Here is a 26,113-nt window from a genome sequence, read left to right as displayed (position 1 = left end):
ACGCAGTGGCGCGCGGCGAGGGTGGTAGGAAGGGTGACAGCGGGAGGCTGAGCCGCGCAGCAGCTCCCGGACCGCGAAGGAGGCCGATCTTGAGCAACTCCCCTCCGAAACGACACGGACTGCTCCCAGCGATAACCCGCTTCGTCACGGACGGGTCGCCGGGACGCCGCGGGGCGATCTTCGACCTGGACGGTGTCGTGACGCACACCGCGCAGGTTCACTTTGCGGCGTGGAAGCGCCTCTTCGACGCCTTTCTCGCCGCGCGGGGGGATGCGGCGCTGTTCAACGAGGACGACTACCGCCGCTACGTCGACGGGCTGCCGCGGTACGACGGGGTTATGGCCTTCCTGCATGCGCGGGGGATTGGGTTGCCGCACGGGGAGCCCTCCGACCCACCCGAGGCGGAGACGATCTGCGGGCTGGGCAATCGCAAGAACCGTTACTTCCGCGAGGCGCTCGAGCGCGAGGGCGTGGAGGTCTACCAGGACACCTTAGCGCTGATCGAACGGCTGCGGGCCGACGGGGTCGGCACCGCGCTCGTCTCGTCGAGCCGGAATGCGCGCGCAGTGCTGGAGGCGGCGGGACTGACGCGCCTCTTCGACGTGATCCTCGACGGGAGCGACGCGGCGGTGGAGGGGCTGAAGGGCAAGCCAGCCCCCGATATCTTCCTTGCTGCCGCCGCTCGCTTGGGAGTCGAACCCACGCATGCGTTCGTCGTGGAGGACGCAACGAGCGGCGTCGCGGCGGGCCGTGCGGGCGGCTTCGGTCTTGTCGTCGGCTTGGACCGATCCGGGCAGGCGGACGCTCTGCGGGAGGCGGGCGCGGACGTCGTCCTGCCGGATCTCGCGCCCCCGGAGGAGACTCCTCAGCCGTTCCCTGCGAACCCGGATGATCTGCGGCGCCTTCTGGCGGGACGGAGGCCGGCGGTCTTCCTCGACTACGACGGCACGCTCACGCCGATCGTGGCGCGCCCCGATCTCGCGGTGCTGTCGGCCCACATGCGTCGGGCGGTGCAGCGACTGGGGGGGTTGTGCCCCCTCGCCATCGTCTCGGGGCGCGACCGGGCGGACGTGGAACGCCTGGTCGGGCTTGGCGGGCTGATCTACGCCGGCAGTCACGGCTTCGACATCGCCGGCCCGGGCGGTCTGCGGATCGAGCATGACCAGGGCGCCGTCTTCTCCGCCGCCGTGGCGCGGGCGGCGGCACGCGTCAAGACGGCACTCAGCGGAATCGAAGGGGCGCTGGTCGAGCCGAAGAAATTCGCCGTCGCGGTTCACTACCGGCAGGTCGCCGAAAGAGACTTCGGCAGGCTGGAGGCGGCGGTAGACGAGGTGGCCGCCGCAGTGCCGGAACTGAAGAAGAGCCACGGCAAGAAGGTCTTCGAACTTCGCCCGCGCTTCGACTGGGACAAGGGCAAGGCAGTTCTGTGGCTGCTCGACGCACTCAACCTTGACGAGACGGAGGTGCTGCCGATCTACGTCGGCGACGACGAGACGGACGAGGATGCGTTCCGTGCGCTGAGAGCGCAGGGCATCGGCATCCTCGTCGGCGATCACGGCGGTCCGAGCGCCGCATGTTATCGCGTCGAGACCCCCGACGACGTAAGCTGCCTGCTGGGCGCCCTGGCCGAAACACTGGAGCTGCGCGATGGCTGACAATCCCTGGATGTTGACCTACGAGCGGTTCGATCCCGAAAGCGAAGGCTTGCGCGAGGCGCTCTGCACGCTGGGCAACGGGTACTTCGCCACGCGCGGCGCGGCCGAGGAATCAGAGGCGGACGAGGTGCACTACCCGGGCACATACCTCGCCGGGGGCTACAACCGGCGCGCCACGGACCTCTCGGGGCGCAGCATCGAGAACGAAGATCTCGTCAACCTGCCGAACTGGCTGCCCCTCACCTTTCGACCCGAGGGCGGAGCGTGGCTGAACCTGCGCCGGATGGAAATTCTCGACCATCGCCAGAAGCTCGACCTGAAGCGCGGGATGCTGGAGCGGCAGCTTCGGGTGAGGGACGATGCGGGGCGGATCACCGCCATCGCGTTCCGCCGGATCGTGCACATGCGTCACCAGAACCTCGCCGCCATCGAGATGCGGATCACGCCCGAGACGTGGTCGGGGCGGATGCAGGTCGCCTCTTCGCTCGACGGACGGGTGATCAACGCCGGCGTCGAACGCTACCGAGAACTCAATAGCAAGCACCTCTCCCCGCTCGAAGCGCGCGAGGCGGAGGAGCCCGATACAATACTTCTGGTCGCCGAGACAAACCAGTCGCACATCCGCATCGCGCAGGCCGCCCGCACCCGTGCCTATCGGGACGGGGCCGAGCACACGGTCGAGCGGGCCACGAGTGTCGAAGACGATCACGTCGTCCAGACCCTAACGCTCGAAGTAGAGCGGGGAGAGACGCTGATGGTGGAGAAGACCGTCGCTCTGTTCACCTCGCACGATCGCGGCATCTCGGAACCCGCGCAGGCCGCGCTCCGGGCCGCGCACGAGGCCGGGCGGTTCGAGGACCTGCTCGACACGCACGTCCAGGCTTGGCAGCTTCTTTGGGACCGGGGAGACATCGTCGTCGACCGTCATCCGCGCACCCAGATGATCCTACGGCTGCACGTGTTCCACCTGCTTCAGACCGTGTCGCCCAATACGATCGACCAGGATGCCGGCGTGCCTGCGCGCGGACTGCACGGCGAGGCGTATCGCGGGCACATCTTCTGGGACGAGCTGTTCATCCTACCGTACCTCAACTTCCATTTCCCCGAAATCTCGCGCGCACTCCTGCTCTATCGCTACCGCCGCCTGCCCGATGCACGCCGCCTCGCACGAGAGGCCGGGCTGGCGGGCGCTATGTACCCGTGGCAAAGCGGGTCGAGCGGGCGTGAGGAAAGCCAGGTGGTGCACCTGAACCCGCGCTCGGGGCGCTGGACTCCGGACAATTCGCACATCCAGCGCCACGTGGGTGCGGCAATTGCGGTGAACGTCTGGCGCTACTGGCAGTCCACATGCGACCATGACTTCCTCGGCCAGTACGGGGCCGAAATGCTGATCGAGATCGCCCGCTTCTGGGCGAGCGTGGCTAAATGGAACGACGCCACCGGCCGCTACGACATCCGCGGCATCATGGGCCCCGACGAGTTCCATGACGGCTATCCCTGGTCCGAGTCGCCCGGCCTCGACAACAACGGCTATACCAACGTACTCGCAGCCTGGGTCCTCAGGCGGGCGGCCGAGGCGCTCGATCACGTCGAGCCGGTCCGCCGGAAGGAGCTGGAGAGCCTCCTCTCTGTCACGCCGGAAGAGATCGCGGCGTGGCGCGAGATCGCCAGTAAGCTGGCGCTCTCCTTCATGGAAGGAGGCATCATCGCACAGTTCGACGGCTATGATCGGCTGAAAGAGCTCGACTGGGACGCCTACCGCGCAAAATACGGCGACATCCATCGCCTCGACCGCATCCTCGAGGCCGAGGGCGACAGCGTGAACCGCTACAAGGCGTCAAAGCAGGCCGACGTGCTGATGCTGTTCTACCTGTTTTCGTCGAACGAGCTGCGGGACCTGATCACCGGCATGGGATACGAGTTCGACCCGCAGGTGATCCCGCGGACGGTCGACTACTACCTTGCGCGGACCTCGCACGGCTCGACCCTGAGCCGCGTCGTCCATTCCTGGGTGCTGGCCCGCAGCGACCGGGCGCGATCATGGGAGCTTCTGACGGACGCCCTGGAAAGCGACATCTCGGACATCCAGCGGGGCACCACGGCAGAGGGCATCCACCTCGGCGCCATGGCCGGCACGGTGGATCTGGTCCAGCGCGGACAGACGGGGCTGGAGTTCTACGACGACACGCTCGCGCTCAGCCCGTGCCTGCCGCAAGAGCTTCAGGGACTTCACCTCGGCCTCATGCACCGCGGCCACTGGCTGCGGCTCGACATAAGCTGCGACGAGGTGCGGGTCGCCGTCCCGCTGGGTTGGCCCGGCCCCCACCGGATCCGTGTACGCGACGAGGTCCGCGAACTTACGGTCGGAGAGGAACTTCGCTTCCCCTGCGAACTGTATGCTGGTGGATGGCGACCAACCACGGAGGCTCGGCCTCCCGATACGGCCGCCGAGCCTTCTACGAACGAAACGAGGCGCAAGGCGCGAGGAAGGCCCACATGAAGATCGTGATTTACGAGGTGGAGGAGCGCGAGCGGGTCGATTTCCGCCACCTCGAGCGCGCGCATGAGGTGAGCTTTGTTCAGGAGCCTCTCTCTTCCTCTTCGCACGCCGCAGCCGAGCACGCCGATGCGGAGGACAAAAGGAACCGGAAGGCGCTACCATACCCGTTAGAGGAGAATCCGATGCTCGGTTGCTTGATGTGTGAGACGCCAAGGGATGCGTCGCGGTGTCCGGAAGCAGGCTGCCACAGCGTGGTCCTGCGGATATCGGACCCTATGGGCGCGGACGTCACTCGGCTTCAAAGGCGCCTTCGCGGGTCGGGCCTTCGAAAGCGCTATGCAAGGCAACTCGCCTGCCAGATCACCGACCTGGGTTTTGGCGCGATCGTCCTGCCCAGAGTTGACAATGTCGTGTCACTGCTCGACGAACTGTCCGGGATGAAGTTGGATGCGCGCGTCGTCGAAGAAAGCACCTCCAAAGCTTAAGTTCGGACTTGGGTACAGGGCCGCCAGACCCTGGGATCATGAAACGACAGCCCTTGTTGAGGTAACGGAACATGCGAACCGCACACTCGACCTTTCTTGCCGCTGGCCTGATGCTGGCCGGCTGCACGGCGCCGGTCGCCACCGAGGCCCCCCGCACGAGCGTGCCGGAGGCCGTCGTCGCGCTGGCTGCTCCGTACCAGGACGTGGCGACCGCGCGGGTTCGGCCCGAAGATGGGTGCTACTGGTACCTGCACGCAGGCCCCGTCGAGACGACGCTGCTGCCCCTTCGCACGCCGCAGGGGAACCGGATCTGCACCGAGGCCTCGGAAACCGCAGGCGCGTAGGCGCCCGCCGCCCGAAGCGGCCGGCCTCCGCGCGCCTTTCGTGCCGCTCAACTCTGGGCCGTGACCGTATTCTCCGCCGGGTACAGATGCGCCGTGACACCGGTCTCCACGCGGTCGTACAGCCCGTTGATATGCGCCATGACCATGCGAACGCAGCCCGAGCTCGACCGCGTGCCGATCGAGCGTGGGGCGGGTGTTCCGTGGATCCGCAGATACGTGTCGCGCTCGCCCACGAACAGGTACAGCGCGCGAGAGCCAAGCGCGTTGTCCGGGCCTGGCTCCATCCCATCGGCGTATTGGGCATAGGTTTCCGGATCGCGCTCGATCATCGACTGCGTCGGGGTCCAGTGTGGCCACGCCACCTTGCGCCGGATCGTGTAGGTGCCCGGCTCATAGAGGTCGCCGCGTCCGATGGCGACGCCGTAGCGCATGGCGGTCCCACCCTCCTCGATGTGGTAGAGATAGCGGGCGACCGCGTCGACATGGATTTCGCCCGGCACGAGGCCGGGGTTCGCCTCGACCCGCCTGGGCAGGAAACGGGGCTCCAGCCCCCACGGGTTCGAGGTTGCCGGGTCGTAGTTCGGGGGCGTCACCTGGGCGTCCCACGCCCGCTTCTGCGCGTCGGTGGGCCATGTGCTCGCGGCCAGCGGACCGGCAAGCGGCGCCGAGAACAGCGCGGCCGCCGTCGTGATGAAGTGGCGTCGTGTCAGCATGGGTTCGCTCCTGTGCGAGTGGGTGCGGCAATCGTTCTGCCGCGGCTATGGCTTCGAACGATGACCCGGGGGGCCAGCGTCGGGGACTCGGCAGGGACAGAGTCGTCGTCAGTCAGTTTCTGCCGTCGGAAATGCTGGCCTGAGTGCGTGCGGTCTGAACCTCGCGTTCGCGCTCGGGCCAAGTCGACTTGATATAGGCCAGGATGTTCCAGATCTCCCGGTCGCTCAGCTGCCCGGCGAAACCGGGCATCCCGCTGTCGAACGCGACCCCCTGCACCGCAAGCGCCTCGCGTCCGCCAAGCTTCGTGTATTGGAACAACAACCCGTCGGCATGGTGCCAAGTGTGACCGGTCTCGTCATGCGGTGGGGCCGGCAGTATGCCGTCGGGTCCCGGGCTCTGCCAGTCGGGCTGCCCTTCGAGGTCGGCACCGTGGCAGGAGGCGCAGAATTCGGCGTAAAGGCTCTTGCCCCCGTCGATGTTGGCATCCGCCGGCACGACCAGGTTTTCCTGCGGCTGCGCCATCGCGCCCTGGCTGCCGGTCCACCACGCCGCGCCCAAAGCTACCACGCCGACGACAGTGGCCGCCGCCGCGCCTCTTCTTCGCAGCATCGTTCTGGCTTCCGCCCGGCGGGCTCGCTTTCGTGCCTCGGTCATCGCCTCCTCCTTTCAGTTCAAGGCCGCTCCCGCCAGTCCTGCCACTCGTCGCCTCTCGATTCCGTGACAGGAGAGTGCCTGGCCATTCGCCCTCCGCGCGGAAAGGAAAGCTGATCCGGATCGTGAACTTCGGCAGATGACCGCATCACTCGATCCCGTTCGCCCTCTGAAGCTCGCGCACGTAGGTGGTGATAGCCGCGACGTCCGCGCGGGTGACGCCATCGACCGGCGGCATGTTTCCGAAGTTCCAGTGATGCGCCCGCACCCCGTTCTGCGCGGCGAGCTGGAACGATGCATCGGCGTGATGGCCGGGTTCGTAGATCTTGTGGACGAGCGGCGGACCCATGCCATTGCGACCAGCGGCGTTGTCGCCATGGCAGGCTGCACATATCGCCTCGAAAGCCCGCTGGCCCATCCGGGCCTCTTCCGACAGCGTTTCTGGAAGCTGGACCTGGACCAGCTGCGCGCCTTCGGGGACCTGCCGTGTGCCGGTGGGCGTGGTTTTGCCATCGTCCGAAGCAGCAAGAAACCAACCCAGAACCGCGAGGCCAGCGACCCCCAGCACTGCGATGGATACCGTCTTTGCGTTCATTTCCCGGTCACCTCGTCCTTGCTTTCCGTTGTTCCGCCCGGCGCAGGGGCGCGAACGTCCATGCCCCAAGGCCCGTGCCTCGCGCGGGACCTGACGACTCGGCAAGTTCCGCATCGGTTCGTACACCCGCGGTTGATCCCGCCGTCCGTGGCGCAAACTGGGCGACGCAATGGGCCGTCACCGCTCCAGCGCCTTCTTCCGGCGCTCGAACTCCTCTTCGTCGATTTCGCCCGCGGCGAAGCGTTCGCGCAGAACCTCCATGGCGTCGCGCCTTGCCGGGGTCTGTCCGGTTCCGAGCCGCCTGACCAGAAGGACGACGGCCGCGATGACCAGCCCCCAGAACACCAGCATGATACCGCCCATGAACCAATGGCCGCCGCCCCACATCATGTGATCATATCCGCCCCAACCGCCGTGCCGCTCCGCGGCCGCGATCGTCGGCGCCATCGTCGCGCCAAGCGTCGTCAATCTCCCGATCATCGGAATTCTCCTTTTCGTCGTATGCTGTGTCTCCCGGCCGCGCCAAGGGCAGCGTGACGATCGCGGCCAGCCCGCCCTCGGCACGGTTTTCGAGCCGGATCTCGCCGCCATGCCCGCGCAGGATCGAACGCGCGATCGACAGCCCCAGCCCATGCCCCCCCGTCTCGAGCGAGCGCGACTCTTCGAGCCGGTAGAACGGCTCGAAGACCTGCCCGAGCTTGTCCGGCACAATCCCGGGCCCGTCGTCGCGAATGGCGACCACCAGGTTGTTGGCCTCCGCCCGCCAGCCGATTGTCGCACCGCCGCCATAGCGCAGCGCGTTCTCGACGAGGTTGCGAATGGCGCGCCGGAACGCGACCGGCCGCACCCGTGCCCTCAGCGGTTCGCCCGCCTCGCGCGTGACCGCGTCGCCCATTTCCGCCGTTAGCGCGGCGAGGAACGCGCCGATTTCGATCGTCTCGGGCTCTTCGGTGGTGGTCAGGTCCTCGGCGAACTTCAGCGTCGCCTCGGCCATGACCTGCATCTCCTCGATGGACTCGACCAGGCTTTCGCGCGTCTCGTCGTCCTCCACCATCTCGGCCCGGACCCGCAACGCGGTCAGCGGCGAGCGCAGGTCGTGGCCAACGGCAGCCAGGACCCGCGTGCGGTCGGCGACGAAGCGCGTCAGGCGTTCCTGCATGCGGTTGAACGCGCACGTCAGGTCGCGCACCTCGGCGGGGCCGATCTCGGGCAGGGGAACCGCCTCCTCTCCGCGGCCAAGCCGGTCCGCCGCCCGCGCCAGGCGGCGCAGCGGCCCGGTCAGGCGCGTCACGAGGAACCAGCACACGGACACCAGGATCAGCGCGGCGCTCAGGGCGAAGGTGAATGTCGACACCAGCGGCCATTGCAGCGGCGGCCGCTCGAAGCGCGTCCCGACATTGAGCCACTGACCGCCGGCCAGGGCGATCGACAGCGTCATCTGCACCGCGGCCATCTCGCCGCGCATCATCGAGCGGTGCATCTCGGCCATCTCGGGTGACAGGTTCGGCAGCGGCAGCACGGGCGTTTCGACCTGCTGGACATCGGCGCGGATGTCGCGGCTGTAATCGTCGCCCAGAAGTGCGCGCAGCCGCCGCTCGACGTGGCGGGCGTGATGGTGCGCTGCCCGGTCCACCGTCGGCGCCTCGGACAGGTCGAACCGCACCATAGGCGAATTCGCCGCCCGCAGGATCGAGGGCCACAGGTCCTGCGGCGCCTCTTCGAGCAGTCGCGCGACGTTGGCTGCCCGTCCCGCCGCCTCGAAACCCAGCGCGGCCCGGACGGCCAGCCTGCGTTCGTCCACAAACAGCAGCAGGCTGATCGCCTGTGCCACGACCAGCGCGCCGACGATCAACACGATCAGCTGCGCCCGAAGACTTCCGAGCGGGCGCCTCATGCGTCCACCTCGACATCCGCCGCCAGGCAGTAGCCGCCGTTGCGCACCGTTGTGATAATCCGTGGCGCCAGATCGTGGGGCTCCAGCTTGCGCCTCAGGCGGCTGATCTGGTTGTCGATCGTGCGGTCCAGCGGCCCGGCGGCCCGGCCCGAGGTGAGATCCATCAGCTGGTCGCGGCTCAGCACCCGGCGCGGCCGCTCGAGCAGCACGACCAGCAGGCGGAAATCAGCGGTGGTCAGCGTCACGGCCCCCATCTCGGACCCCTCGACCACGTGGCTGTCTGTGTCGAGCACGAGTCCCGCGAACCGGATCCGCTTGCCCGCGAAGGCGCCCGCGTGGACCTCGCCCCCGGCGGGCGCCCGCCTGAGCACCGCCCTGATCCGGGCGAGCAGTTCGCGCGGGTTGAACGGTTTGCCCAGGTAGTCGTCGGCCCCGATCTCGAGCCCCGCGATCCGGTCGGATTCCTGCCCCAGCGCCGTCAGCAAGATGATCGGCGGCGCGTCTCCGGCCGACAGCCTGCGGCAGACCGAAAGCCCGTCCTCGCCCGGCATCATCACGTCGAGGACTACAAGGTCGAAATGCCCTCCGGCAAGCTGCGCGTCCATCTCGACCGCGTCCCTGGCCGCCGTGGCGCGCATGCCGTTCTTCTGCAGGTAGCGGGTGACCGACTCGCGGATCTGGCGGTGGTCGTCGACCACCAGGATATGCGGAGCCTCGGTCATGACGCACGTACAATAGTCGAACCGGCGCGCGACGGTAAGCGCCCGCATTGTCGCCGTTTGTATCAGCCCCGACCCCTGCGACACGCGGTTACAAATCCTTGCATGACGCTGGTTCCGAAGCGCGCTGTCATTGCCCACATGAGTCAGGTGAAACAAGGCTGGAGGAACGGATTATGAAACTGCTCTCGAAAGTGGCCGTATCGGCACTCGTGCTGGGCATGACGGCAGGCGCTGCCGCCGCGCAGGGATACCAAGGGCATCATGGCGATGGCGGGCCCGCCATGCAGGACGGCCACGGCATGAAGCAGATGATGACGCGGATGCACGGCATGATGGGCGAAAGCGGCGGAATGCATGGCATGGGCATGATGGGCGGCATGCAGGACATGCACGACAGGTTCGACGAGAACGCCGACGGTGAGGTCACGGTCGAGGAGATGCGCTCGGGCTTGGAGGATCTGCGTTCGGAATACGACGAGGACGGCGATGATGCGCTCTCGATCGACGAGTTCGAGACGCTGCACAGCGCCATGATCCGCGAAGCGATGGTCGATCGCTTCCAGCACATGGACGCCGACGGCGACGGCCAGGTCACCGAAGAGGAAATGCAGGCGCCGGTCCGGCAGATGGAGCGCATGGAGACGATGCGCGACCGCATGATGGAGCGACGCGCCGACATGATGGAGCGACGTGGCGGCGCGAACGGCCAGATGATGGACCAGAATGGCCAGGCGCGTCCCGGCATCGGTCACCCGATGGGAAGCACCGGCACTGCGGACTCCGACCCCCGGGACTGATCGCCGAGACCGGCGTTGATCAGGCGCCGGGCCGGAGCAGCTCTCCGGCCCGGATCACACAAGGAGTGACGAAGGAGTTCCGGAATGGCCTACACTCACGACCGACTGCTGGCGAACACGACTCTCGAAGAGGCGGACGCGCGCATGCGCGAGGCGCTCAAGGCCGAGGGCTTCGGCGTTCTGACCGAGATCGACGTCAAATCGACGATGAAGCAGAAGATCGACGCCGACATGGAGGGCTACACGATCCTCGGGGCCTGCAACCCGAAGATGGCATGGGAGGCCATCGGGATCGAGCCGCGCATCGGCGCCATGTTGCCCTGCAACGTGATACTGCGCCGCGTCGAAGGCGGCACCGAGATCAACGCCGTCGACCCGGTCGCCTCGATGACGGCGGTAGACAACCCCGAGTTGCACAAGGTCGCAGCGCAGGTGCGCGACAAACTCGTGCGCGCCGTCGAGGCGGCCTGAGCGGGGCTCGATACAGCCGCTCTCCGAATTTCCTTGGGATTCGTCGTGACGCTTCCCACTCTTCCACTGGCCTGGTTTTGTGCCGCCGCATGGCCGGTTTTTGCGCCGCCGTTGACAGCCATCGCCAGCGCGCGCCACGAATGGCGTGGCACGCGCTGGCTCTTGCTTCGCACAAGAGCCGGGATCACCGTAAGACAAGCATGCCATAGTGCATGATCTACGATTGGTGCCTCAGTCTCGGCCAGACGGCTCCCGCCGAAGGAATACCAGTATCGTTGCAACCGCAGAGAAGGACTGCTTCCCGCCCTTCTTACCGATGCTGCGCTTGCGAAATCGGCAAACCTGCCATTGCGGCGAACGACAGCAAGGTCCCGCACTTCAGACACTGATACCGGGCGGACACTCTCCCCTTACCTTTCCATGTCCTTCGCGCTTGCGGCGGAATGCGAGCGTCCGCAGCGAAGGGCAGGAAGGTCCCGCACAGCAGTCATTCAGCCGGTGAAAATGCTGCGCGATGCATGAACGACCGGTTCGGTTGAGCCGCCATGCGGCGTTGACCTCGGCCTCGAAGGTCCGGTCAGGGCCGGATGCAGTCGACGAAATCGTGTCTCTCGGCCATCGAAATCTGTAGTACTTTTGAGCATGTGGCTGGCAAGAACGGAGCCCGAAGTCAGGCCATCTGGTCCTGACTGAGGTTTGAATCATTGGTAATGTTGCACCGAAGGTCGCAGGTTTGCTGCCACCGCGCATTGGCTGGTATGGCAAGCTTCGCTCCGTGCAAGGCATAGAATCGATGATTGTCGATCCAGCCATTATTCGAAACAGGTATCATGAGCCACGTCATTCAAACATTCCCTATTCCCGCGACTTGGCGCAATCCGATGGACGGCGACAGCAAGGGAGAGGGCGGAAAGACCAAGTAAGAGGACCTAACCGCATTGTTGCGGAACTCACGCCTGAGGTGTGACGTCCGCTTTTCCCGCTGATGTCAGGCCTGAGCTGCTGCCGGTTGCGTGTTACGCCGGCTTGTCCGCACCGTGATACCGTCTCCGAGGACGCTTTACCATAACATGCAGATTATCGGATATAGAGGGGCTGCGAAGGGCAGGGAGGGACGCGATGGTGGCGCTGCGAGCGCGTATGGAGGAGCGCTAACCCGCACAGCAGACCTTCGTTGGCAGCAGGCCGGTTCACTCTCAAGTTGATCAGGCGTCCGGGGCGAGGCTCCCAAGACGGACGTTTCCGCCGATGATAGAAACGCATGACTTTTGGTGTGAACCCCGCTCGGGCTGCTTCAGCTCGCTCCAGACCTTCGCCTCAGACTGTTCCGAGATGCACATCTGAACCTTAAGGAACGGTTCGCGGGCTCACTGCCGCGCGAGACACGGCACACTCTGCGCGAGGAGCTGAGCCGCGATGACACGTCCAACCGCCAAGCTGATCGCCTTGCTGCCCTGCCTGTCTTGCTCGATGAACTGAAGTCGGAAGAGTTTGATGGTATCCGTCCGGTCTCGCGGTGACAGCGCCGTGGGCCCTTCCACCACGACCCGCCGCCCGTCCGACAGCGTGATGTCGACCCGATGGGCCAGAAGGGAGGCTGATGTCGAAACGGCTGTCCCTGCGGGCCTGTCGTCGATCTGCTGCCCGAGGGCGGAACCGGAGATCTCCACCGGCAGGAAGACGCTGCCACCTTCCTGGACGACGGGCGTTCCGCTGGTGGCGGGGGAAAAGAGTGGGTCCTTCAGCCACTTGAAAATCAGGTTGGCGTTCATCGCATACCGGCGCGCAACCTGTGCCACCGACACGCCCGGTGCCGACGCCTGCGCACAGATCGATCGCTTCTCTTCGTCAGCCCAGAACCGCTTCTTCTGACCCTTCTTCCCCGCCAATGGAGTGCCTCAAGATGTCCACAATCGATGGTGGACATTATCAGCCGCGGACCGTCAGAGCGGCCACAGCGGACGGATACGTTTGACGCGCAGACAGTCGCAGAGGGCCTGAGTGATATCCGGCGCTCGCGCGGCGAGCGCATGGCAGAGGTTGAGCTGGTATTGGCACCGTATCGCTTCGATGAGCGCGACCGAGCGCAGCGCCTATTCCGGCCGGTTGGAGGAGATGCTGCGGAATCCTCCGCGCCGCGCCCGTCAGTGACCCGCAATGTCATCCCGAAGCGCTTTGAAACATTGCTGGTGGCGGCGACAGAAACTCCGCCGACGTTCGTAGCAGTCACGTCGCAACCAGAAACACGACAGGACATAGCACCGACAAGAACTTCTTCGCTGTCTCTTTCTGCGGCCGAGTTGATGATCAGCCTTGGCGCGTTCACCACGCCGGTTTTCGCCCAGGCCCAGAACACCGAGACCACTCAGAGAGCGGACATGTTCCACACGCTTCGACGCCGACGGTGCCGTGACCCGCGAGGAGATGGAGCAGGCAAGGGACGCGGCCAAGGAGGCTCGCGAGGCTCGGCGCTCACAGAACGAGGGGCGTCCGAGCGGAAGATCTGGGGCGGGTGAGCAGCGTCACGATCTCGTCTTTGTGTCTGCGAAACCGGCAGCAGCTCACCCATTGCCCCTTCCGCGCGCTTGGTGCAGGAGCACGAAGCCGATCTGCGGAGAGCGAGCGCCATGGGCTTTTATGACATCCTCCTTCTCCTCGGCGCCGGCTTCGTCGCGGGTGCGATCAACGCGCTGGCCGGGGGAGGGACGATCTTCACCTTCACGGCTCTCGTTGCGGTCGGGCTACCGGCCGTGATGGCGAACGCGACCTCGGCAGTTTCGGTTTTGCCCGGCCAGATCGCAGCCGCATGGGCATATCGCCGCGAGATTGCCGCCGGCCTGCTCAGGTTGTTGCCTTTCACCGTTGTCTCGGCGATCGGCGGCGTAACCGGCGGTTCGCTGCTTTTGGGAACGGACGAAAGCTCCTTCCGCGCGCTGGTGCCTTTCCTCATTCTCTTCGCGACGATCCTGTTCCTGCTTGCACCCCGCATCGCGTCGCTGGGCGAGCGCATGGCGGCGCGGCGCGGATCGGACAAGCCGGGCCCGCTGGCAATCGGATTGCAGGGACTGGTCGCGGTGTATGGCGGTTACTTCGGGGCGGGGATGGGCATCATGATGCTGGCGTCGTTATCGCTGACAGAAGGGCGCGATTTTCACCGTTTGAACGCGGCGAAGAACTGGCTGGCTTGCGTGATGCAGGGACTGGCGGTGCTTGTGTTCGTCGTTTCCGGCGCCGTTGCGTGGCAGGCGGTCGCGATCGTCGCGATCGCCTCCATCTTGGGCGGGTGGAGCAGCGTGGTGATGGGACGGCTCGTGCCGCAACCAATCGTGCGTAGTTTCGTCATCGCCACGGGGCTGGGGCTCAGCGCGTGGTACTTCGTAGCATAGAGGCGGGTGCGTCTCCTGCCGATTGAATTCGTGACCGCGCCAAACTCGCAACGGATCAGTCAGGGACTGGCCCGCTGCGCTTTTGCGGGCCGTCCCAAGCGGCGACTACAGGTAACCGGAGATTCCTCGTACGAAATAGACCAGCTCGATCGCTTGCACCACCATGGCGCGGGACGGGTGGGGCTTCGGGAATACGTCCTTCGGCGATCTCGATCAGCAGTCGCGCCGGCGCACCGCTGCCGTCATAGAGAGTATCGGTGTGGACCAGCTGCTGCTTCAAAGCGCGGCTCCCCGCCGCCCGGATGCACCATCTCGTAGTGGTCGCGCAGCATCAGGTCGGCAGCGGCCTCCGGGTCGAGGATCAGCGTCGCGGCCGGATGAAGCTGAAGCGCCGAGGCCGGGCACGCCGCCGACAGCGGGCCTTCGATCGCCGCGGCGATGGCTGCGACCTTCCGCGTATCGGTGACCAACATGACGCAGGCGTGGGATTCCGGCACAGTGGCTATCCCCATTGATCGCAAGGCGCGGGGCCTCATCGTCCGCGCCGAAGAAGCGCCCAATTGCGCGGCGCGTGTCTTCGGTCAGGCTCTGCACTCGCGTCTGCGCCCTCGAGGTTCAAGGTGGTTTGTTGAACCCGATATGCCCGTTGCCCCCGATGCTTAAAAGCTGCAGGTCGGTCCCTCCCGCGTCGGTTATCGCCGCGTCCTATGCGCTGGCCTCGGCCGCGGCATATGCGGCGGTGCTCTCGGGCAGACGGGCACGGTCGGGGCGAAAGCTCGCGGCGTCGAACATCAGCCGCTGCATCCTGGCGCGGTAACTTCGCGGATGATCGCCGGTAAATGCATGTTGGATACCTGTGCTCTCACTCATCGAGCTGCCGCTCGCGAAAGACGATGAAAAGGCCGCTCAGGATGATGATACCGGCGCCGATATAGGTGGCGAGATCAGGGACCTCGCTCCAGATCAGCCAGCCGAGCACCGTCGCCCAGAGCAGCGCGGTGTAGTCGAATGGGGCGACCACCGCAGCGGGCGCGAAGCGGAACGCCTGCGTCATCAGGGTCATGCCGGCCGTTCCGAACAACGCGATGGCGAGGAACAGCCAGAGATCCTCGACCCGAATCGTGGACCATACGAAGGGGCTCACGATCCCGCTGAGCAGCGCTCCCGCTCCGACGAGGTAGAGCATCAGGGTCCAGACGCTTTCGCGCGGGTCGACCCACCGCGCGCTGATCATCAGCGCGGCGTAGAAGAGGGCGGTCGCCAATGGAAAGAGCGCGGCGGTCTGGAAGGCCGCGCTGCCCGGACGGACGACCACCAGCACACCGAGGAATCCGACCAGAACCGCCGACCATCGCCGCCACCCGACGTACTCCTTGAGCAGCAGCGCCGACAGCGCGGTGATGAACACGGGCGCCGCGAAGATCAGCGTCGTGGCTTCGGCGAGGCCGAGATAGGTCAGGCCCGTGAAGAAGAGCGTGGCGGCGCAGAGCCAGAGCACGGCGCGCACCAGATGCGCCGCCGGACGGTAGGAGCGCAACGCCGCCGTACCTCCCATCCTCAGGGCGATCAGGATCGCCACCGGCAGGGCGATCACGTTGCGCAGGAAAAGGATCTGCACCGGCGAGTAGTCGGCCGCCAAGGTCTTCCCGATGGCGTCGTTCACGCTGAGGCACGCGACGCCCGCGCACATCATCAGGATGCCGGTGAACGATCGCGAAAAGGCATTTGCGGCGACGGTCTGCATAGGTGTCCACTCCTCGCGCGTGACGCTGCATCGCTGATCATCGCCGAGTCGAGGCGGCAAGATTCTAAGAGCTCCAGCTCGAACTGCGGGAGCTACGACAACGCCCTGGCCAAGCCGACACGTTAGCGGCGCAGCCAACGGAAGTCAGCCTTCGGCAGACCGGGTGTGGTTCAGGGCCCTGCTGAACAAAATCCTCCGAGCCCATACCTTGTGTAGATCACGATCCCATACGCCCTTCGATCCTTGAGGCATCATGCGAGCGTCGCCTGGCGCCAAAATCTTTTTCGTGCCGTCCTTGTTAGGCAATATCGCCTTACACGCCACGATGTGCCCAACTCGGCACTCTCGGAGCGATCCGCCGTGAACTGCCCCGGAGTGCATTCCCAGACACCGATGTGGAGACGCCCTCGTCGGAGGCAAACAGGTTCGTGCTGACCTCTGTCTGGCCCGGTTTTAACGCGGTCGATTGGTCCTCCATGGCACCCAGGTCTATGCCCGCGAGGTCGCTGAAAACTGAGAGATCGATTATCGCCACTTTTTCTTTTGCAGTGGTTCGGAAGGCACCCAAGGTTGGCCATACACGCCAGAACCAAAGACCGCGCGCCTCCGCTCCTGGCTTCGTTGCGGCCTGCAAGGTGGTACGCCGCCGAAGCGGCGGAAAGCGCCTTCCATGCCTTCGAACCAGTGGTCCTGGCGCTTGCCGCAGAAGGCCCGCACATGTAGGCGCCGGAAATGACCGAGAGTGGCCACGAAGAAGAACACCTTCACCTTCGTACCGCCGATCTCCACCCAGCGCTCGCCGAAGTCGATCTGCAACTGCTGGTCGGGACGTGTCTCGAAGCGAACGTCGCCCGCGCTTACGCCCGGAGCTCCTGCCGCAACGGCGCGACCGCCCGCTCCACAGTGCGAAGGCTGCCGTGGTGCCCTTTTCCGCAGCCAACTCCTGGCGCACAACGTCCGCGTTCCCGGCGTGCTGCCGAAAACGCTCCGACACCCAGTCCTCCAAGTCATCGAGAGCCTTTGCCCGCGCGGCCGAAGACGGCGCGCGCCAGCCCCCGCCGCCAGCCAACGCCTCACGGTGTTCCGCGAGCAGCCGAGCTCCGCCGCGATGCGCTACGAGCCCCACCCACGCGCCTTCAGTGCCAGCATTGCCGACACTTTCAGGCGTCCGCATCTCGGTCCTCCGCGAAACTCGTCCTCGCGAAGAACCCTGCGATACTGCTTCCCTCATGTGACCTCCTTCTGACAACGGGGTCAGTTCCTCATGTCGTCGCGGGGGATCAGTTTTCTATGTCGCCTGACAGTTCCGAGAAACCGCCACGTCCTGTCCAATCGGCAGAAGGTTCCCGAAGTGCGGCATCCGTGGCGTTAGAACCGTCGCCCCGGGGACCGTCACCTCGAACTTTGCGCCTGCCCTGGCATCCCCGAGATAGCCGGCATGCGAAAAAACGCCGAGCACAAAGCTCGGCCTAAGTCCAACAGGGAGGTACGAAGATGATGCACAAATCAGCGCTTCATCGTTCATATGCCGCCTATGCCATCGTTCGGCAAACGGTCAAGGCAAATCAGCCTGCGCAACCGCATGGCCGGTATGCGTGATGTGCGGATACAGGTGCGAATAATGAGGAAGCTTGGCTTAGGTGTTTGCCGCAGCGATGAAGCGTCCTCAGCAGCCGAAGGACATTCTTCCTATGGCGCCAAGCGGCTCACGCGGCGACTCCTCATACCGGGAGTATCGCTCATTTCTCCGGCGGCTCATTATCGGGACGCGGTGCGTTGTCCCACGGCTTTCGCCGGCATGTTCGGAAGGCGCTTCAAACGCCTCGCGGCCGACCCGATCGTCGTAACCGCGGGCAAAGTAACAGCCTCCACCCGGTTCTCGCGCCGCTCGCCCCTGTTTTGGGGGATCTGGCTAACCGATCTTCGCGCCTCGACGGGAACACTTTTCGCCCAGTGCTGTTGGGCTGCCAGACTACCCAAGCATGAGGAGCGGCACGATGAGCGCGCGCAAGACCGAAGGCACGCGTCCGGCGCCCCGGTCGGACAGGTTCCTGACCAACCGCCAGGGCCACGTGATAGCCGATAACCAGTCCCAGCGTACAGTGGGAAGCCGCGGGCCAGCTACCCTCGAAAATTATCAGTTTCTTGAGAAAATCTCACATTTCGACCGCGAAAGGATACCCGAAAGGGTTGTGCATGCGCGTGGCTTCGTCTGCTATGGCGAATTTGAAGCCACGGGCATGATTGGAAACGAACCAGCCTCCAAGTATACGCGAGCCAAACTCTTCCAAGAAAAGAAGACGACTCCGCTCGCCGTCCGGTTCTCTACTGTGATCGGGGGCCGCGATTCCTCCGAGGTGGCACGCGATCCGCGCGGCTTCGCCGTGAAATTCTATACCGAGGATGGGAACTGGGACCTGGTCGGCAACAACCTCGCCATCTTCTTCATCCGTGACGCGATCAAGTTCCCCGATGTCATCCATTCTCTTAAGCCCGATCCGGTAACCTTTCGGCAAGAGCCGAATCGCATCTTCGATTTCATGAGCCAGACCCCCGAAACGATGCACATGCTGACGCATCTGTTTTCGCCCCGCGGGATTCCCGCGAGCTATCGCCACATGGAAGGCTTTGGCGTGAACACCTACAAGATGGTGAACGTCGCAGGCGAAACGTTTCTGGTGAAATACCATTTCCATCCGCGTGACGGCGTCGCCAGCTTGACTGCCGACGAGGCGGCAAAGGTGCAGGGGCAGGATCTGGGATCGGCCTCCAAGGATCTCTTCACCGCCATCGAGGTGGGTAATTACCCGCAATGGGACATGTTCGTGCAGATCATGGATGATCACGAGCATCCCGAACTGGATTGGGATCCGCTCGACGACACGAAGATCTGGCCCGAAAACGACTTTCCTCTTCGTCACGTCGGTACGATGACGCTGAACCGCAACGTCGAGGATTTCTTCAACGAAAATGAGCAGATTGCCATGGGTACCGGCGTTCTGGTCGACGGGCTGGATTTTTCCGATGATAAGATGCTGGTCGGGCGCACGTTTTCCTATTCCGACACTCAGCGGTATCGCGTTGGCCCCAATTATCTTCAGTTGCCTGTCAACCAGCCCAAGGGAAGCAGCGTCGCCACCCACCAATCGGGCGGCCAGATGTCGCATTATCGTGAGATTGCGTCGGGGCAGAACCCGTCAGTCAATTACGAGCCGTCGATCCACGACGGGCTGCAGGAAGCTGAACGGAGGCCTAACGATCCGCCCGAGATCAAGGGCCGCCTGACGCGCAGCGTCATCGAGAGACGCAACGACTATGTCCAAGCGCGCGCGCGCTTCTGCACGATGGAGCAGTGGGAACGTGACGATCTGATCCAAAACATGGGCACTCTTCTCGCCGAGTGCGAGCGGGATGTGCAAGAGCGAATGGTCTGGCATTTCCTGCTGGTGCACGACGAGTACGGCAGGCGTGTCGGTGAAATGCTCGGCATTGGGCCGAGCGACGTGCACGAGATGGATCCGCTGCCTGGCCAGGTACTGACCGACGAAGATCAACGACGTCTCACAAATTTGGGCAATAACGGCGACAGCATAGACAGCATGGTATGGGGCCAATGGACAAGCTCGGTCACGAACCGGCAGGCGACGGCCGAAGAGGTTCTGTCCGGGCAGGTGCCGCTGCCCTAACGCATTCGCGGTTACCCGAGCGCAATGATGATTGACAGGACCAGCGGCAGCGTAAGGATCAGCATGCCGAAGGTGTCTGCGGCAACGCGGCGTGGCGACCGCAGCGAAGCTTGTGAAGCGGGCGTTAGAGCGGATAGTGCCGGCAGCTGGCCGAAACGGGTCAGAAGAGCCGCAACGCTGGCCGCAGGGCGGTACGGCGCCAGCGGCCGCCCGCTCGACGTGGCCACTCGACGCGCAGGTGATCGCACGCCTGACCGTCGATGGGCCGCCTCTTCACGCGGGACTCCGGCTTTCTCGGATTTCGCCTTGACCTTCAAATACCGGCGCGCGAACTTGGGCACCTCAAGACGCACGGTAAGTCACAGATTTCATTGGAAGAAGGGAAAGACCCATGCCTTATGCACCCAAGGACTTCGCGCTGGCGGGATGGATTGGCGTCGGCTTGGCGCTGGCCGGTGCGGCGCAGGCCCAGAGCGTCCAGGTAGCGACGGACCCCAGCTTTGTCCCATTTGAGATGATGGATCCGGAAACCGGTGAAATGACCGGGTTCGACATGGAGTTGATCAGGGAACTGGCGGACCGTGCCGGTTTCGAAGTCGACATAAACACCATGGACTTCAACGGCATCATCCCTGCCGTTCAGACCGGAAACGTGGACATCGCGATCGCCGGTATCACGATCACAGACGAGCGCGATCAGGTCGTTGATTTCTCGGACCCTTACTACGACAGCGGCCTGCAGATCCTGGTTGCCGCCGGCAATGACGAGATCGAGACGATTGAGGATCTCGAGGGAATGACGATCGGCACCAAGGTTGGCTCGACCAGCTTCGACTACCTGACAGAAAGGTTCGGCGACGACGCCACGATCACGCCCTATCCGGGATCGAGCGACATGTATCTGGCGCTCATGGGCGGCAACGTGGATGCGGTGTTTTACGATGCGCCGAACGTCGCCTATTTCGCCAAGACCAGGGGCGAGGGTCGCGTCAAGGTCGTCGGACCGCTCTATGAAGGTCAGCAATACGGTATTGCCTTCCCCGAGGGCAGCGATTTGGTTGCGCCGGTGAACGAAGCGCTTGCGGCCATGCGCGAGGACGGGACCTACGACGAAATCTACAGCAACTGGTTCGGCAGCGGGACAGAGGAGTGATCACCGGAGAGTGACCGTCCGACCCGCGTGAGCATCGTCTTCAGATGCGAATGCCGCCTTCCCGGCGCAGTCACGTCGGGAAGGCATTTCACTTGATGCGCTACCACAATTCGGAGCCTTGCCTTGAATGCTTCCTTTGACTTCGATTGGCAGGCTGCCTTCGACTCGATCCCGTTCCTGCTGGCCGGTATCCCCTATACGCTGCTGATCTCGTTCGGGGGACTGGCGATCGGCCTCCTGCTGGGCATGATCTTCGGGCTGCTGCGACTCAGTTCGAAGCCGTGGCTGCGCTGGCCAGCCATCGCCTATATCGAGATTTTTCGCGGCACGCCCGTCTTGGTTCAAGTCCTGTTCATCTTCTACGGGCTGCCGCAGCTCTTGGGCGGTCCGATCGACGCCATCGCGGCCGGCATCGCGGCCATTGCCGTGAATTCGGGCGCGTATATCTCCGAAATCGTGCGCGGCGGCGTGCAATCGATCGAACGCGGCCAGCGCGAGGCGGGGTTGTCGCTCGGGCTTTCCAGGACGCAGACATTCAGATACGTGATCTGGCCGCAGGGCTTTCGGCGTATGATCCCGGCGCTGGGCAATCAAGGTATCATCAGCATCAAGGACACCTCGCTCTTCGCCGTCATTGGGGTGGGCGAACTCGTCCGGCAGGGCCAGATCTACATCGCTACCACGTTCAGGGCGCTGGAGGTCTATCTGATGGTTGCCCTTCTCTACCTGGCAATAACACTGAGCCTTTCGCTGGCGTTGAGGATGCTGGAACGCAAGGGGCTTGTCGGGCGATGAAAGAACGGGAAATCGATCACAGCGCCACGGCTATCGTGCGCATGGAGAAGCTGAACAAGCATTTCGGCGAGCTGCATGTTCTCAAGGATGTCGATCTGTCGGTGACCCCCGGTGAGGTCGTGGTCATCATCGGCGCCAGCGGCTCGGGCAAGTCGACGCTCATCCGCTGCATCAACGGTTTGGAAGAGTTTCAGAGCGGTCGGCTCGAGGTGGATGGCAAGGTACTGGAACCCCACGGCAAAGCAGGTCAGACGCTGCAGCAGATCCGCACCGAGGTCGGGATGGTTTTCCAGCAGTTCAACCTGTTCCCGCACCTGAGCGTTCTGGACAACATCACGCTCGCCCCGCGCAAGGTGCGTCACTCCAGTCGTGAAGAGGCCAGTCAGACCGCGAGACGTCTGCTGGAACGTGTCGATATCGCGGATCAGGCAGAGAAATTCCCCAATCAGCTTTCTGGCGGCCAGCAGCAACGCGTGGCGTTGGCCCGCGCCTTGGCAATGGAGCCCCGGCTCATGCTGTTCGACGAACCGACATCGGCGCTGGATCCGGAAATGATCGGCGAGGTCCTGGACGCCATGCGGGAACTGGCCCGCGAAGGTATGACGATGGTCATCGTCACCCACGAGATGAGCTTCGCGCGCGAAGTCGCCGACCGGGTCATCTACATCCACGAGGGCGAAATCGTCGAGCAGGGCTCGCCCGAGGATGTGTTCGACAATCCGGAACACGAACGAACCCGGAGCTTTCTCTCGCGGGTTCTCAAGCACTGACAGCGGCGCATCGGTGCCTCGCACCGCAAGACAGCAACCGCCTATGCGGCGGCCAACCTTGCGCGGGCCGGGGAGGGCAGCCGCTCACGCGACTGCCTTGGTCCCGTATCCGCAACCGCCTGTTCGGCGGCTCATGGTCTGGATGTGGTGACTTCCCTAATGAGGCGGAAATACCTTTCCAATTTTTCTCAGCCGCTTATGCCCGACTGAGGCGAGAGATATGGACGGATTTGGCGTCTCGCAAAGATCCTGCGCACTTCAGCAGGTTGCCAAGAGGATTTACCACAACACGAGGGTTGTCGGATATAGAGGGGCGGTGGCTGCGAAGGACAGGGAGGGACGCGATGGTGGCGCTTTGAGCGCGTATGGAGGAGCGCTAACCCGTATAGCAGACCTTCGTTGCCAGCAGGCAAGCGGCCGTGCTGCGGGCAAAGCTGACCCCGCGGCTAACGATCCCTGTAACGGGTACCCGTTCAGCGGGACCTGAGGCTGCCAAACATTCTCAGCATGATAGACTAAGATCGCAGGTCATCGCTCATGCGAGGTCCTTGCCCATCAGAATCCATTCGCCCGGGGCATCCGAGCCGGGAAATGCTGTGAACGGACGTTTGGCACGCTCAGCAAAACCGAATCGCAGATACAGGCGTCTCGCCCGTTCGTTGAAGCTTCCGACCATCAGCGTCAGCTGGCTGGTTTTCGCGGTCCTCGCGAGAGTCTCAGCTTCGGCGAGCAAGAATTCACCAAACCCTTTTCCCTGATGTTCCGGGTGAAGGGCTGCTGAAGCAATATACCACGTTCCGGTAGCGACCGTCTTGAGGTCGTTCAACCCTTTGACTTCAGGCGCAGGAGGGGCAGTCCGCGAGGGGGCCGGTAGCACGTAGGAGTTCACCGCACCGGCGAGGACGCCGTTGAGTTCTGCGACTCGCCAGTTTCCGAACCAAGCGGGGTGCTCGGAATTGCTGCGAATGATGGACCGGCCGACTTCAAATTTCGATTGGCCCGGCGCCGCGTCCACCCCCCAAAGGGCGGTCTCCGCGATCAGGTGTTCAGGGTGCAGGCCGAACTCCGCCTTCACCCGGCCCAGCGTGGTCTTGATTGGTCCCACCTCGGCCCGCGGAACCGCTCGCGCGGCCTCGACATCAACGATCACGCCGAGACCCTACGTGCTGCGTTCCACTGGCTGACTGGACTGGAATGCGAGGCTGAACTTCGCCGATAGCACCGAAACTGGCATCCGTCAGGCTGGCATTGAACGCCATGCGTTGGCAGCTGTCGAGGACTCTGGATCAAGCCACGCGACGCAGGAAGCGCCGCAGTCGATCGTCTTGCGGCGAGTCAAGCACCTCGCCCGGGGGGCCGGCCTCCACGATACAACCACCATCCATGAACACCACGCGATCCGCGATCTCGCGCGCGAACTGCATCTCGTGGGTGACGATCAGCATGGTCTGGCGGCGCTCGGCGACGCGGCGCATCAGGTCCAGCACCTCGCCCACCCATTCGGGGTCGAGCGCCGACGTCGGCTCGTCGAACATCATCAGGTCGGCGCCGATCGCCATCGCGCGCCCGATGCCGACGCGCTGCTGCTGGCCGCCCGACAGCGCGGCGGGATAGCTGTCGGCCTTGTTGGCAAGGCCGGTCTCGGCCAGCACGTCCAGCGCGCGCTGCTCGGCCTGCGCGCGGGGCCGGCCCTGCACCGTGACCAGCGCCTCCATGATGTTCTCCTTCGCCGTCTTGTTGGCGAAGAGCGCGTAATTCTGGAACACGAACGACGTCGCCCGGCGCAGCGCCAGCGCGTCCTTCTTCGACGCCCGCGTCACGTCGACCGAGACGTCGCCGAGCGTGATCGTGCCAGCGTCGGGCCGGTCGAGGAAATTCAGGCAGCGCAGCAGGGTGGACTTGCCCGTGCCCGACGGCCCGATGACCACGACCCGCTCGCCCGCGGCGATGTCCAGGTCGATCGCGTCCAGCACCGTGGTCTCGCCGAAGCGCTTGGTCAGCCCGCGGATCGAGATCATCGCGCATACGCCTTGTTCAGGTGCCGCTCGAGCCGCTTCTGCCCCTGGCTCAGGGCCTCGACCATGATCCAGTAGATCAGCGCGACGACCAGGAAGGCCTCGAAGTAGAGAAAGCTTCCGGCGGCTTCCTTCTGCGCCGCGCCCATCATCTCGGTCACGCCCAGCGTGAAGGCCAGCGACGTGCCCTTGATCATGTCGATGAAGTAATTGACCAGCGTGGGCGCCGCGATCCGCGTCGCTTGCGGCAGGACGATGCGGCGCATCATCTGCGCCTGGGTCATCCCGATCGATTGCGCAGCCTCCCATTGCGAGCGGTCCACGCCGGTGATCGCGGCGCGGATTGCCTCGGCCATGTAGGCGGCGAAGTGCAGGGTCAGGCCCATGATCGCCGCCGTCACGCCGTTGATCTGGGTGAGGAAGGCAAAGACCTGCGGCAGGCCGTAGTAGAACAGGAAAAGCTGGACCAAAAGTGGCGTGCCGCGAAAGAAGCTGATGAACAGCACGACCACCGCATCCAGCCCCGGCACCTTGACCACACGCTCTACCGCCATGAGCGAGGCGAGTACGAGCGCGCACACCATGGCCGCGGCGGCCATGAACAGCGTCAGCGGAACGTAGCCCAGGATGACGGGCACCAGCCCCAGCATGTAGTCGAGGTCGAGCGCCCGCATCGGCTGGCTTACTCGGAAGCGGCGGAATCGGAAGCTGCGTCCGAGGCAGCGTCAGAGGCGGCGCCATCCGTGCCGGCCTCGTCAGAGCCTGCCGGAGTGATGTCCGTGCCGAACCACTTCTCGGAGATCGCGGTCAGCGTGCCGTTATCCTTCAGCGCGGTCAGCGCCGCATCGACCCGGTCGCGCAGCGCCCGTCCACCCTCGGTATCGCGGAAGGGAAGCGCGTTGCGGATCTCGGAAAACGGCTGGCCGGCCAGTTCCAGGGGCAGGGGGCTTTCCTGGATCACCTGCGCCGAGGACACGCGGTCCATGACGAAGGCATCGACCCGGCCAAGGGCCACGTCCTGCTGGACGTTGCTCTCGTAGGTGCGGATGTCGATCTCGTCCGCGTAGGGAAGATCGCGCAGAAGCTGTTCAAAGTTCGACCCAAGGCTCACCGCGACCGACTTGCCGCGCAGGTCCTCGATGCCCTCGATCTCGTCGTTGCCCTCGCGGGTGACCACCTGCGCGCCGTCGATCACGTAGGGCTGCGTGAAGACGAAGGCCTCCTCGCGCTCGGGCGTGATGGTGATCTGGTTGGCGATCGTGTCGATCCGGCCCGCGTCCAGCGCGCCGATGAGGCCCGAGAACGACATGGTGTCGAACGCGATGTCGAGGCCGGCTTCTTCGCCCACGGCGTTCATCACGTCGACCTCGAAGCCCTGCAGCTCGTCCTGCCGCACGAAAGTGAAGGGAAAGTATCCGCCGGACATCCCGACGCGGAGCGTCTCGGCGTCCTGCGCAGCGACGGCGCCGGTCAGCCCGGCGGTAGTGACGGCGGCCGCGATGACGGATTTCAATTTCAGCATCTTTAATCTCCTGCTTGCGTTTGGCCACTGACGTGCCGTCTCAACGGCCCTATATCAACGTGATGTCCCGAAATGAGGGAGAATGTTCGGCAGGCATGGATCATACTGGACTGGCGTTCGTCGAAAGCGGCAGCGCCTTGGGCAAATGTTCCACGCACGCCGTTGCTCTCTCGACGACGCTTTGCTGCCCAGTCAGTGCCACAGGTTCTGCATC

The 26,113-nt window shown here is 64.5% G+C and carries 25 protein-coding genes; 11 read left to right on the top strand and 14 right to left on the bottom strand.

Going from position 1 to position 26,113, the window contains the following annotated elements; genetic code table 11:
* Nucleotides 1–5 precede the first annotated feature (5 nt).
* From otsB to BLW27_RS17750, 4 genes are all read left to right on the top strand, one after another.
* A complete protein-coding gene (otsB, locus tag BLW27_RS17765; protein WP_281242773.1) occupies nucleotides 6–1,655 on the top strand; it encodes a trehalose-phosphatase in 1,650 nt (549 codons plus the stop codon).
* A complete protein-coding gene (locus BLW27_RS17760) occupies nucleotides 1,648–4,155 on the top strand; it encodes a glycoside hydrolase family 65 protein (protein WP_089885423.1) in 2,508 nt (835 codons plus the stop codon). Before otsB ends, BLW27_RS17760 begins: the two co-directional genes overlap by 8 nt.
* Nucleotides 4,152–4,640, top strand: coding sequence for a hypothetical protein (locus tag BLW27_RS17755; RefSeq protein WP_089885421.1), 489 nt, complete (start codon nucleotides 4,152–4,154; stop codon nucleotides 4,638–4,640). The genes BLW27_RS17760 and BLW27_RS17755 overlap by 4 nt, the downstream gene beginning before the upstream one ends.
* A gap of 71 nt (nucleotides 4,641–4,711) precedes the next feature.
* Entirely contained in the window at nucleotides 4,712–4,984 is a 273-nt protein-coding gene (locus BLW27_RS17750) for a hypothetical protein (RefSeq protein WP_089885419.1), read from the top strand.
* Between the two features lie 47 nt (nucleotides 4,985–5,031).
* Here BLW27_RS17750 and BLW27_RS17745 read toward each other — a convergent pair whose 3' ends face one another.
* The 6 genes from BLW27_RS17745 to BLW27_RS17720 all read right to left on the bottom strand — a co-directional run bounded on the left by BLW27_RS17745 (nucleotide 5,032) and on the right by BLW27_RS17720 (nucleotide 9,560).
* Nucleotides 5,032–5,697 carry a L,D-transpeptidase gene (locus BLW27_RS17745; RefSeq protein ID WP_089885417.1) on the bottom strand — a complete coding sequence of 222 codons (666 nt, stop codon included), beginning with the start codon at nucleotides 5,695–5,697 and terminating at the stop codon, nucleotides 5,032–5,034.
* Between the two features lie 112 nt (nucleotides 5,698–5,809).
* Complete coding sequence (locus BLW27_RS17740) at nucleotides 5,810–6,220, bottom strand: c-type cytochrome (RefSeq protein WP_089885517.1); 411 nt, start codon at nucleotides 6,218–6,220, stop codon at nucleotides 5,810–5,812.
* 277 nt (nucleotides 6,221–6,497) lie between these two features.
* Nucleotides 6,498–6,944, bottom strand: coding sequence for a c-type cytochrome (locus BLW27_RS17735; RefSeq protein WP_089885415.1), 447 nt, complete (start codon nucleotides 6,942–6,944; stop codon nucleotides 6,498–6,500).
* A gap of 177 nt (nucleotides 6,945–7,121) precedes the next feature.
* Nucleotides 7,122–7,334 carry an SHOCT domain-containing protein gene (locus BLW27_RS17730; RefSeq protein ID WP_245710932.1) on the bottom strand — a complete coding sequence of 71 codons (213 nt, stop codon included), beginning with the start codon at nucleotides 7,332–7,334 and terminating at the stop codon, nucleotides 7,122–7,124.
* Nucleotides 7,335–7,338: 4 nt separating this feature from the next.
* Nucleotides 7,339–8,838: an ATP-binding protein gene (locus tag BLW27_RS17725; protein ID WP_089885412.1), complete on the bottom strand. Its 1,500-nt coding sequence runs from the start codon at nucleotides 8,836–8,838 to the stop codon at nucleotides 7,339–7,341.
* Nucleotides 8,835–9,560, bottom strand: coding sequence for a response regulator (locus BLW27_RS17720; protein WP_089885512.1), 726 nt, complete (start codon nucleotides 9,558–9,560; stop codon nucleotides 8,835–8,837). The genes BLW27_RS17725 and BLW27_RS17720 overlap by 4 nt, the downstream gene beginning before the upstream one ends.
* A gap of 173 nt (nucleotides 9,561–9,733) precedes the next feature.
* On the opposite strand from BLW27_RS17720, the gene BLW27_RS17715 reads away from it, so the two are divergent.
* Both BLW27_RS17715 and BLW27_RS17710 read left to right on the top strand, forming a co-directional pair.
* Nucleotides 9,734–10,357 carry an EF-hand domain-containing protein gene (locus BLW27_RS17715; RefSeq protein WP_245710931.1) on the top strand — a complete coding sequence of 208 codons (624 nt, stop codon included), beginning with the start codon at nucleotides 9,734–9,736 and terminating at the stop codon, nucleotides 10,355–10,357.
* Between the two features lie 84 nt (nucleotides 10,358–10,441).
* Nucleotides 10,442–10,828 carry a DUF302 domain-containing protein gene (locus BLW27_RS17710; RefSeq protein ID WP_089885410.1) on the top strand — a complete coding sequence of 129 codons (387 nt, stop codon included), beginning with the start codon at nucleotides 10,442–10,444 and terminating at the stop codon, nucleotides 10,826–10,828.
* Between the two features lie 1,367 nt (nucleotides 10,829–12,195).
* Here BLW27_RS17710 and BLW27_RS17705 read toward each other — a convergent pair.
* Nucleotides 12,196–12,717: a transposase gene (locus BLW27_RS17705; protein ID WP_245710930.1), complete on the bottom strand. Its 522-nt coding sequence runs from the start codon at nucleotides 12,715–12,717 to the stop codon at nucleotides 12,196–12,198.
* Nucleotides 12,718–13,455: 738 nt separating this feature from the next.
* On the opposite strand from BLW27_RS17705, the gene BLW27_RS17695 reads away from it, so the two are divergent.
* Nucleotides 13,456–14,214: a sulfite exporter TauE/SafE family protein gene (locus BLW27_RS17695; protein ID WP_089885408.1), complete on the top strand. Its 759-nt coding sequence runs from the start codon at nucleotides 13,456–13,458 to the stop codon at nucleotides 14,212–14,214.
* 242 nt (nucleotides 14,215–14,456) lie between these two features.
* On the opposite strand, the gene BLW27_RS17690 is transcribed toward BLW27_RS17695, so the two are convergent.
* The 3 genes from BLW27_RS17690 to BLW27_RS21335 all read right to left on the bottom strand — a co-directional run bounded on the left by BLW27_RS17690 (nucleotide 14,457) and on the right by BLW27_RS21335 (nucleotide 16,774).
* The gene (locus BLW27_RS17690; RefSeq protein WP_089885406.1) at nucleotides 14,457–14,687 is read right to left on the bottom strand and encodes a sugar phosphate isomerase family; all 231 of its coding nucleotides are present in this window, start codon (nucleotides 14,685–14,687) and stop codon (nucleotides 14,457–14,459) included.
* 389 nt (nucleotides 14,688–15,076) lie between these two features.
* Entirely contained in the window at nucleotides 15,077–15,958 is an 882-nt protein-coding gene (locus BLW27_RS17685) for a DMT family transporter (protein ID WP_089885404.1), read from the bottom strand.
* Nucleotides 15,959–16,483: 525 nt separating this feature from the next.
* Nucleotides 16,484–16,774, bottom strand: a complete 291-nt coding sequence (locus tag BLW27_RS21335) for a transposase (RefSeq protein ID WP_177177975.1) — start codon at nucleotides 16,772–16,774, stop codon at nucleotides 16,484–16,486.
* Nucleotides 16,775–17,955: 1,181 nt separating this feature from the next.
* On the opposite strand from BLW27_RS21335, the gene BLW27_RS17675 reads away from it, so the two are divergent.
* From BLW27_RS17675 to BLW27_RS17660, 4 genes are all read left to right on the top strand, one after another.
* On the top strand, nucleotides 17,956–19,644 hold the full coding sequence (locus tag BLW27_RS17675) for a catalase (RefSeq protein ID WP_089885402.1): 1,689 nt from the start codon (nucleotides 17,956–17,958) through the stop codon (nucleotides 19,642–19,644).
* Nucleotides 19,645–20,035: 391 nt separating this feature from the next.
* Nucleotides 20,036–20,797 carry a transporter substrate-binding domain-containing protein gene (locus tag BLW27_RS17670; RefSeq protein ID WP_089885400.1) on the top strand — a complete coding sequence of 254 codons (762 nt, stop codon included), beginning with the start codon at nucleotides 20,036–20,038 and terminating at the stop codon, nucleotides 20,795–20,797.
* Nucleotides 20,798–20,920: 123 nt separating this feature from the next.
* Nucleotides 20,921–21,592 carry an amino acid ABC transporter permease gene (locus BLW27_RS17665; protein ID WP_089885398.1) on the top strand — a complete coding sequence of 224 codons (672 nt, stop codon included), beginning with the start codon at nucleotides 20,921–20,923 and terminating at the stop codon, nucleotides 21,590–21,592.
* Nucleotides 21,589–22,362 carry an amino acid ABC transporter ATP-binding protein gene (locus BLW27_RS17660; RefSeq protein WP_089885396.1) on the top strand — a complete coding sequence of 258 codons (774 nt, stop codon included), beginning with the start codon at nucleotides 21,589–21,591 and terminating at the stop codon, nucleotides 22,360–22,362. The genes BLW27_RS17665 and BLW27_RS17660 overlap by 4 nt, the downstream gene beginning before the upstream one ends.
* A 535-nt stretch (nucleotides 22,363–22,897) precedes the next feature.
* On the opposite strand, the gene BLW27_RS21795 is transcribed toward BLW27_RS17660, so the two are convergent.
* The 4 genes from BLW27_RS21795 to BLW27_RS17640 all read right to left on the bottom strand — a co-directional run bounded on the left by BLW27_RS21795 (nucleotide 22,898) and on the right by BLW27_RS17640 (nucleotide 25,899).
* A complete protein-coding gene (locus BLW27_RS21795; RefSeq protein ID WP_089885394.1) occupies nucleotides 22,898–23,512 on the bottom strand; it encodes a GNAT family N-acetyltransferase in 615 nt (204 codons plus the stop codon).
* 136 nt (nucleotides 23,513–23,648) lie between these two features.
* The gene (locus BLW27_RS17650) at nucleotides 23,649–24,380 is read right to left on the bottom strand and encodes an amino acid ABC transporter ATP-binding protein (protein ID WP_089885392.1); all 732 of its coding nucleotides are present in this window, start codon (nucleotides 24,378–24,380) and stop codon (nucleotides 23,649–23,651) included.
* The gene (locus BLW27_RS17645) at nucleotides 24,377–25,051 is read right to left on the bottom strand and encodes an amino acid ABC transporter permease (protein ID WP_089885390.1); all 675 of its coding nucleotides are present in this window, start codon (nucleotides 25,049–25,051) and stop codon (nucleotides 24,377–24,379) included. Before BLW27_RS17645 ends, BLW27_RS17650 begins: the two co-directional genes overlap by 4 nt.
* 8 nt (nucleotides 25,052–25,059) lie before the next feature.
* Nucleotides 25,060–25,899, bottom strand: coding sequence for an amino acid ABC transporter substrate-binding protein (locus BLW27_RS17640; RefSeq protein ID WP_089885388.1), 840 nt, complete (start codon nucleotides 25,897–25,899; stop codon nucleotides 25,060–25,062).
* Between the last annotated feature and the right edge of the window lie 214 nt (nucleotides 25,900–26,113).

Origin of the sequence: Citreimonas salinaria, from assembly GCF_900107235.1 — a bacterium.
GTDB classification, from domain to species: domain Bacteria; phylum Pseudomonadota; class Alphaproteobacteria; order Rhodobacterales; family Rhodobacteraceae; genus Citreimonas; species Citreimonas salinaria.
Note: the sequence above shows the minus strand (reverse complement) of the source record. Positions and strands in the feature narration are given on the sequence as shown.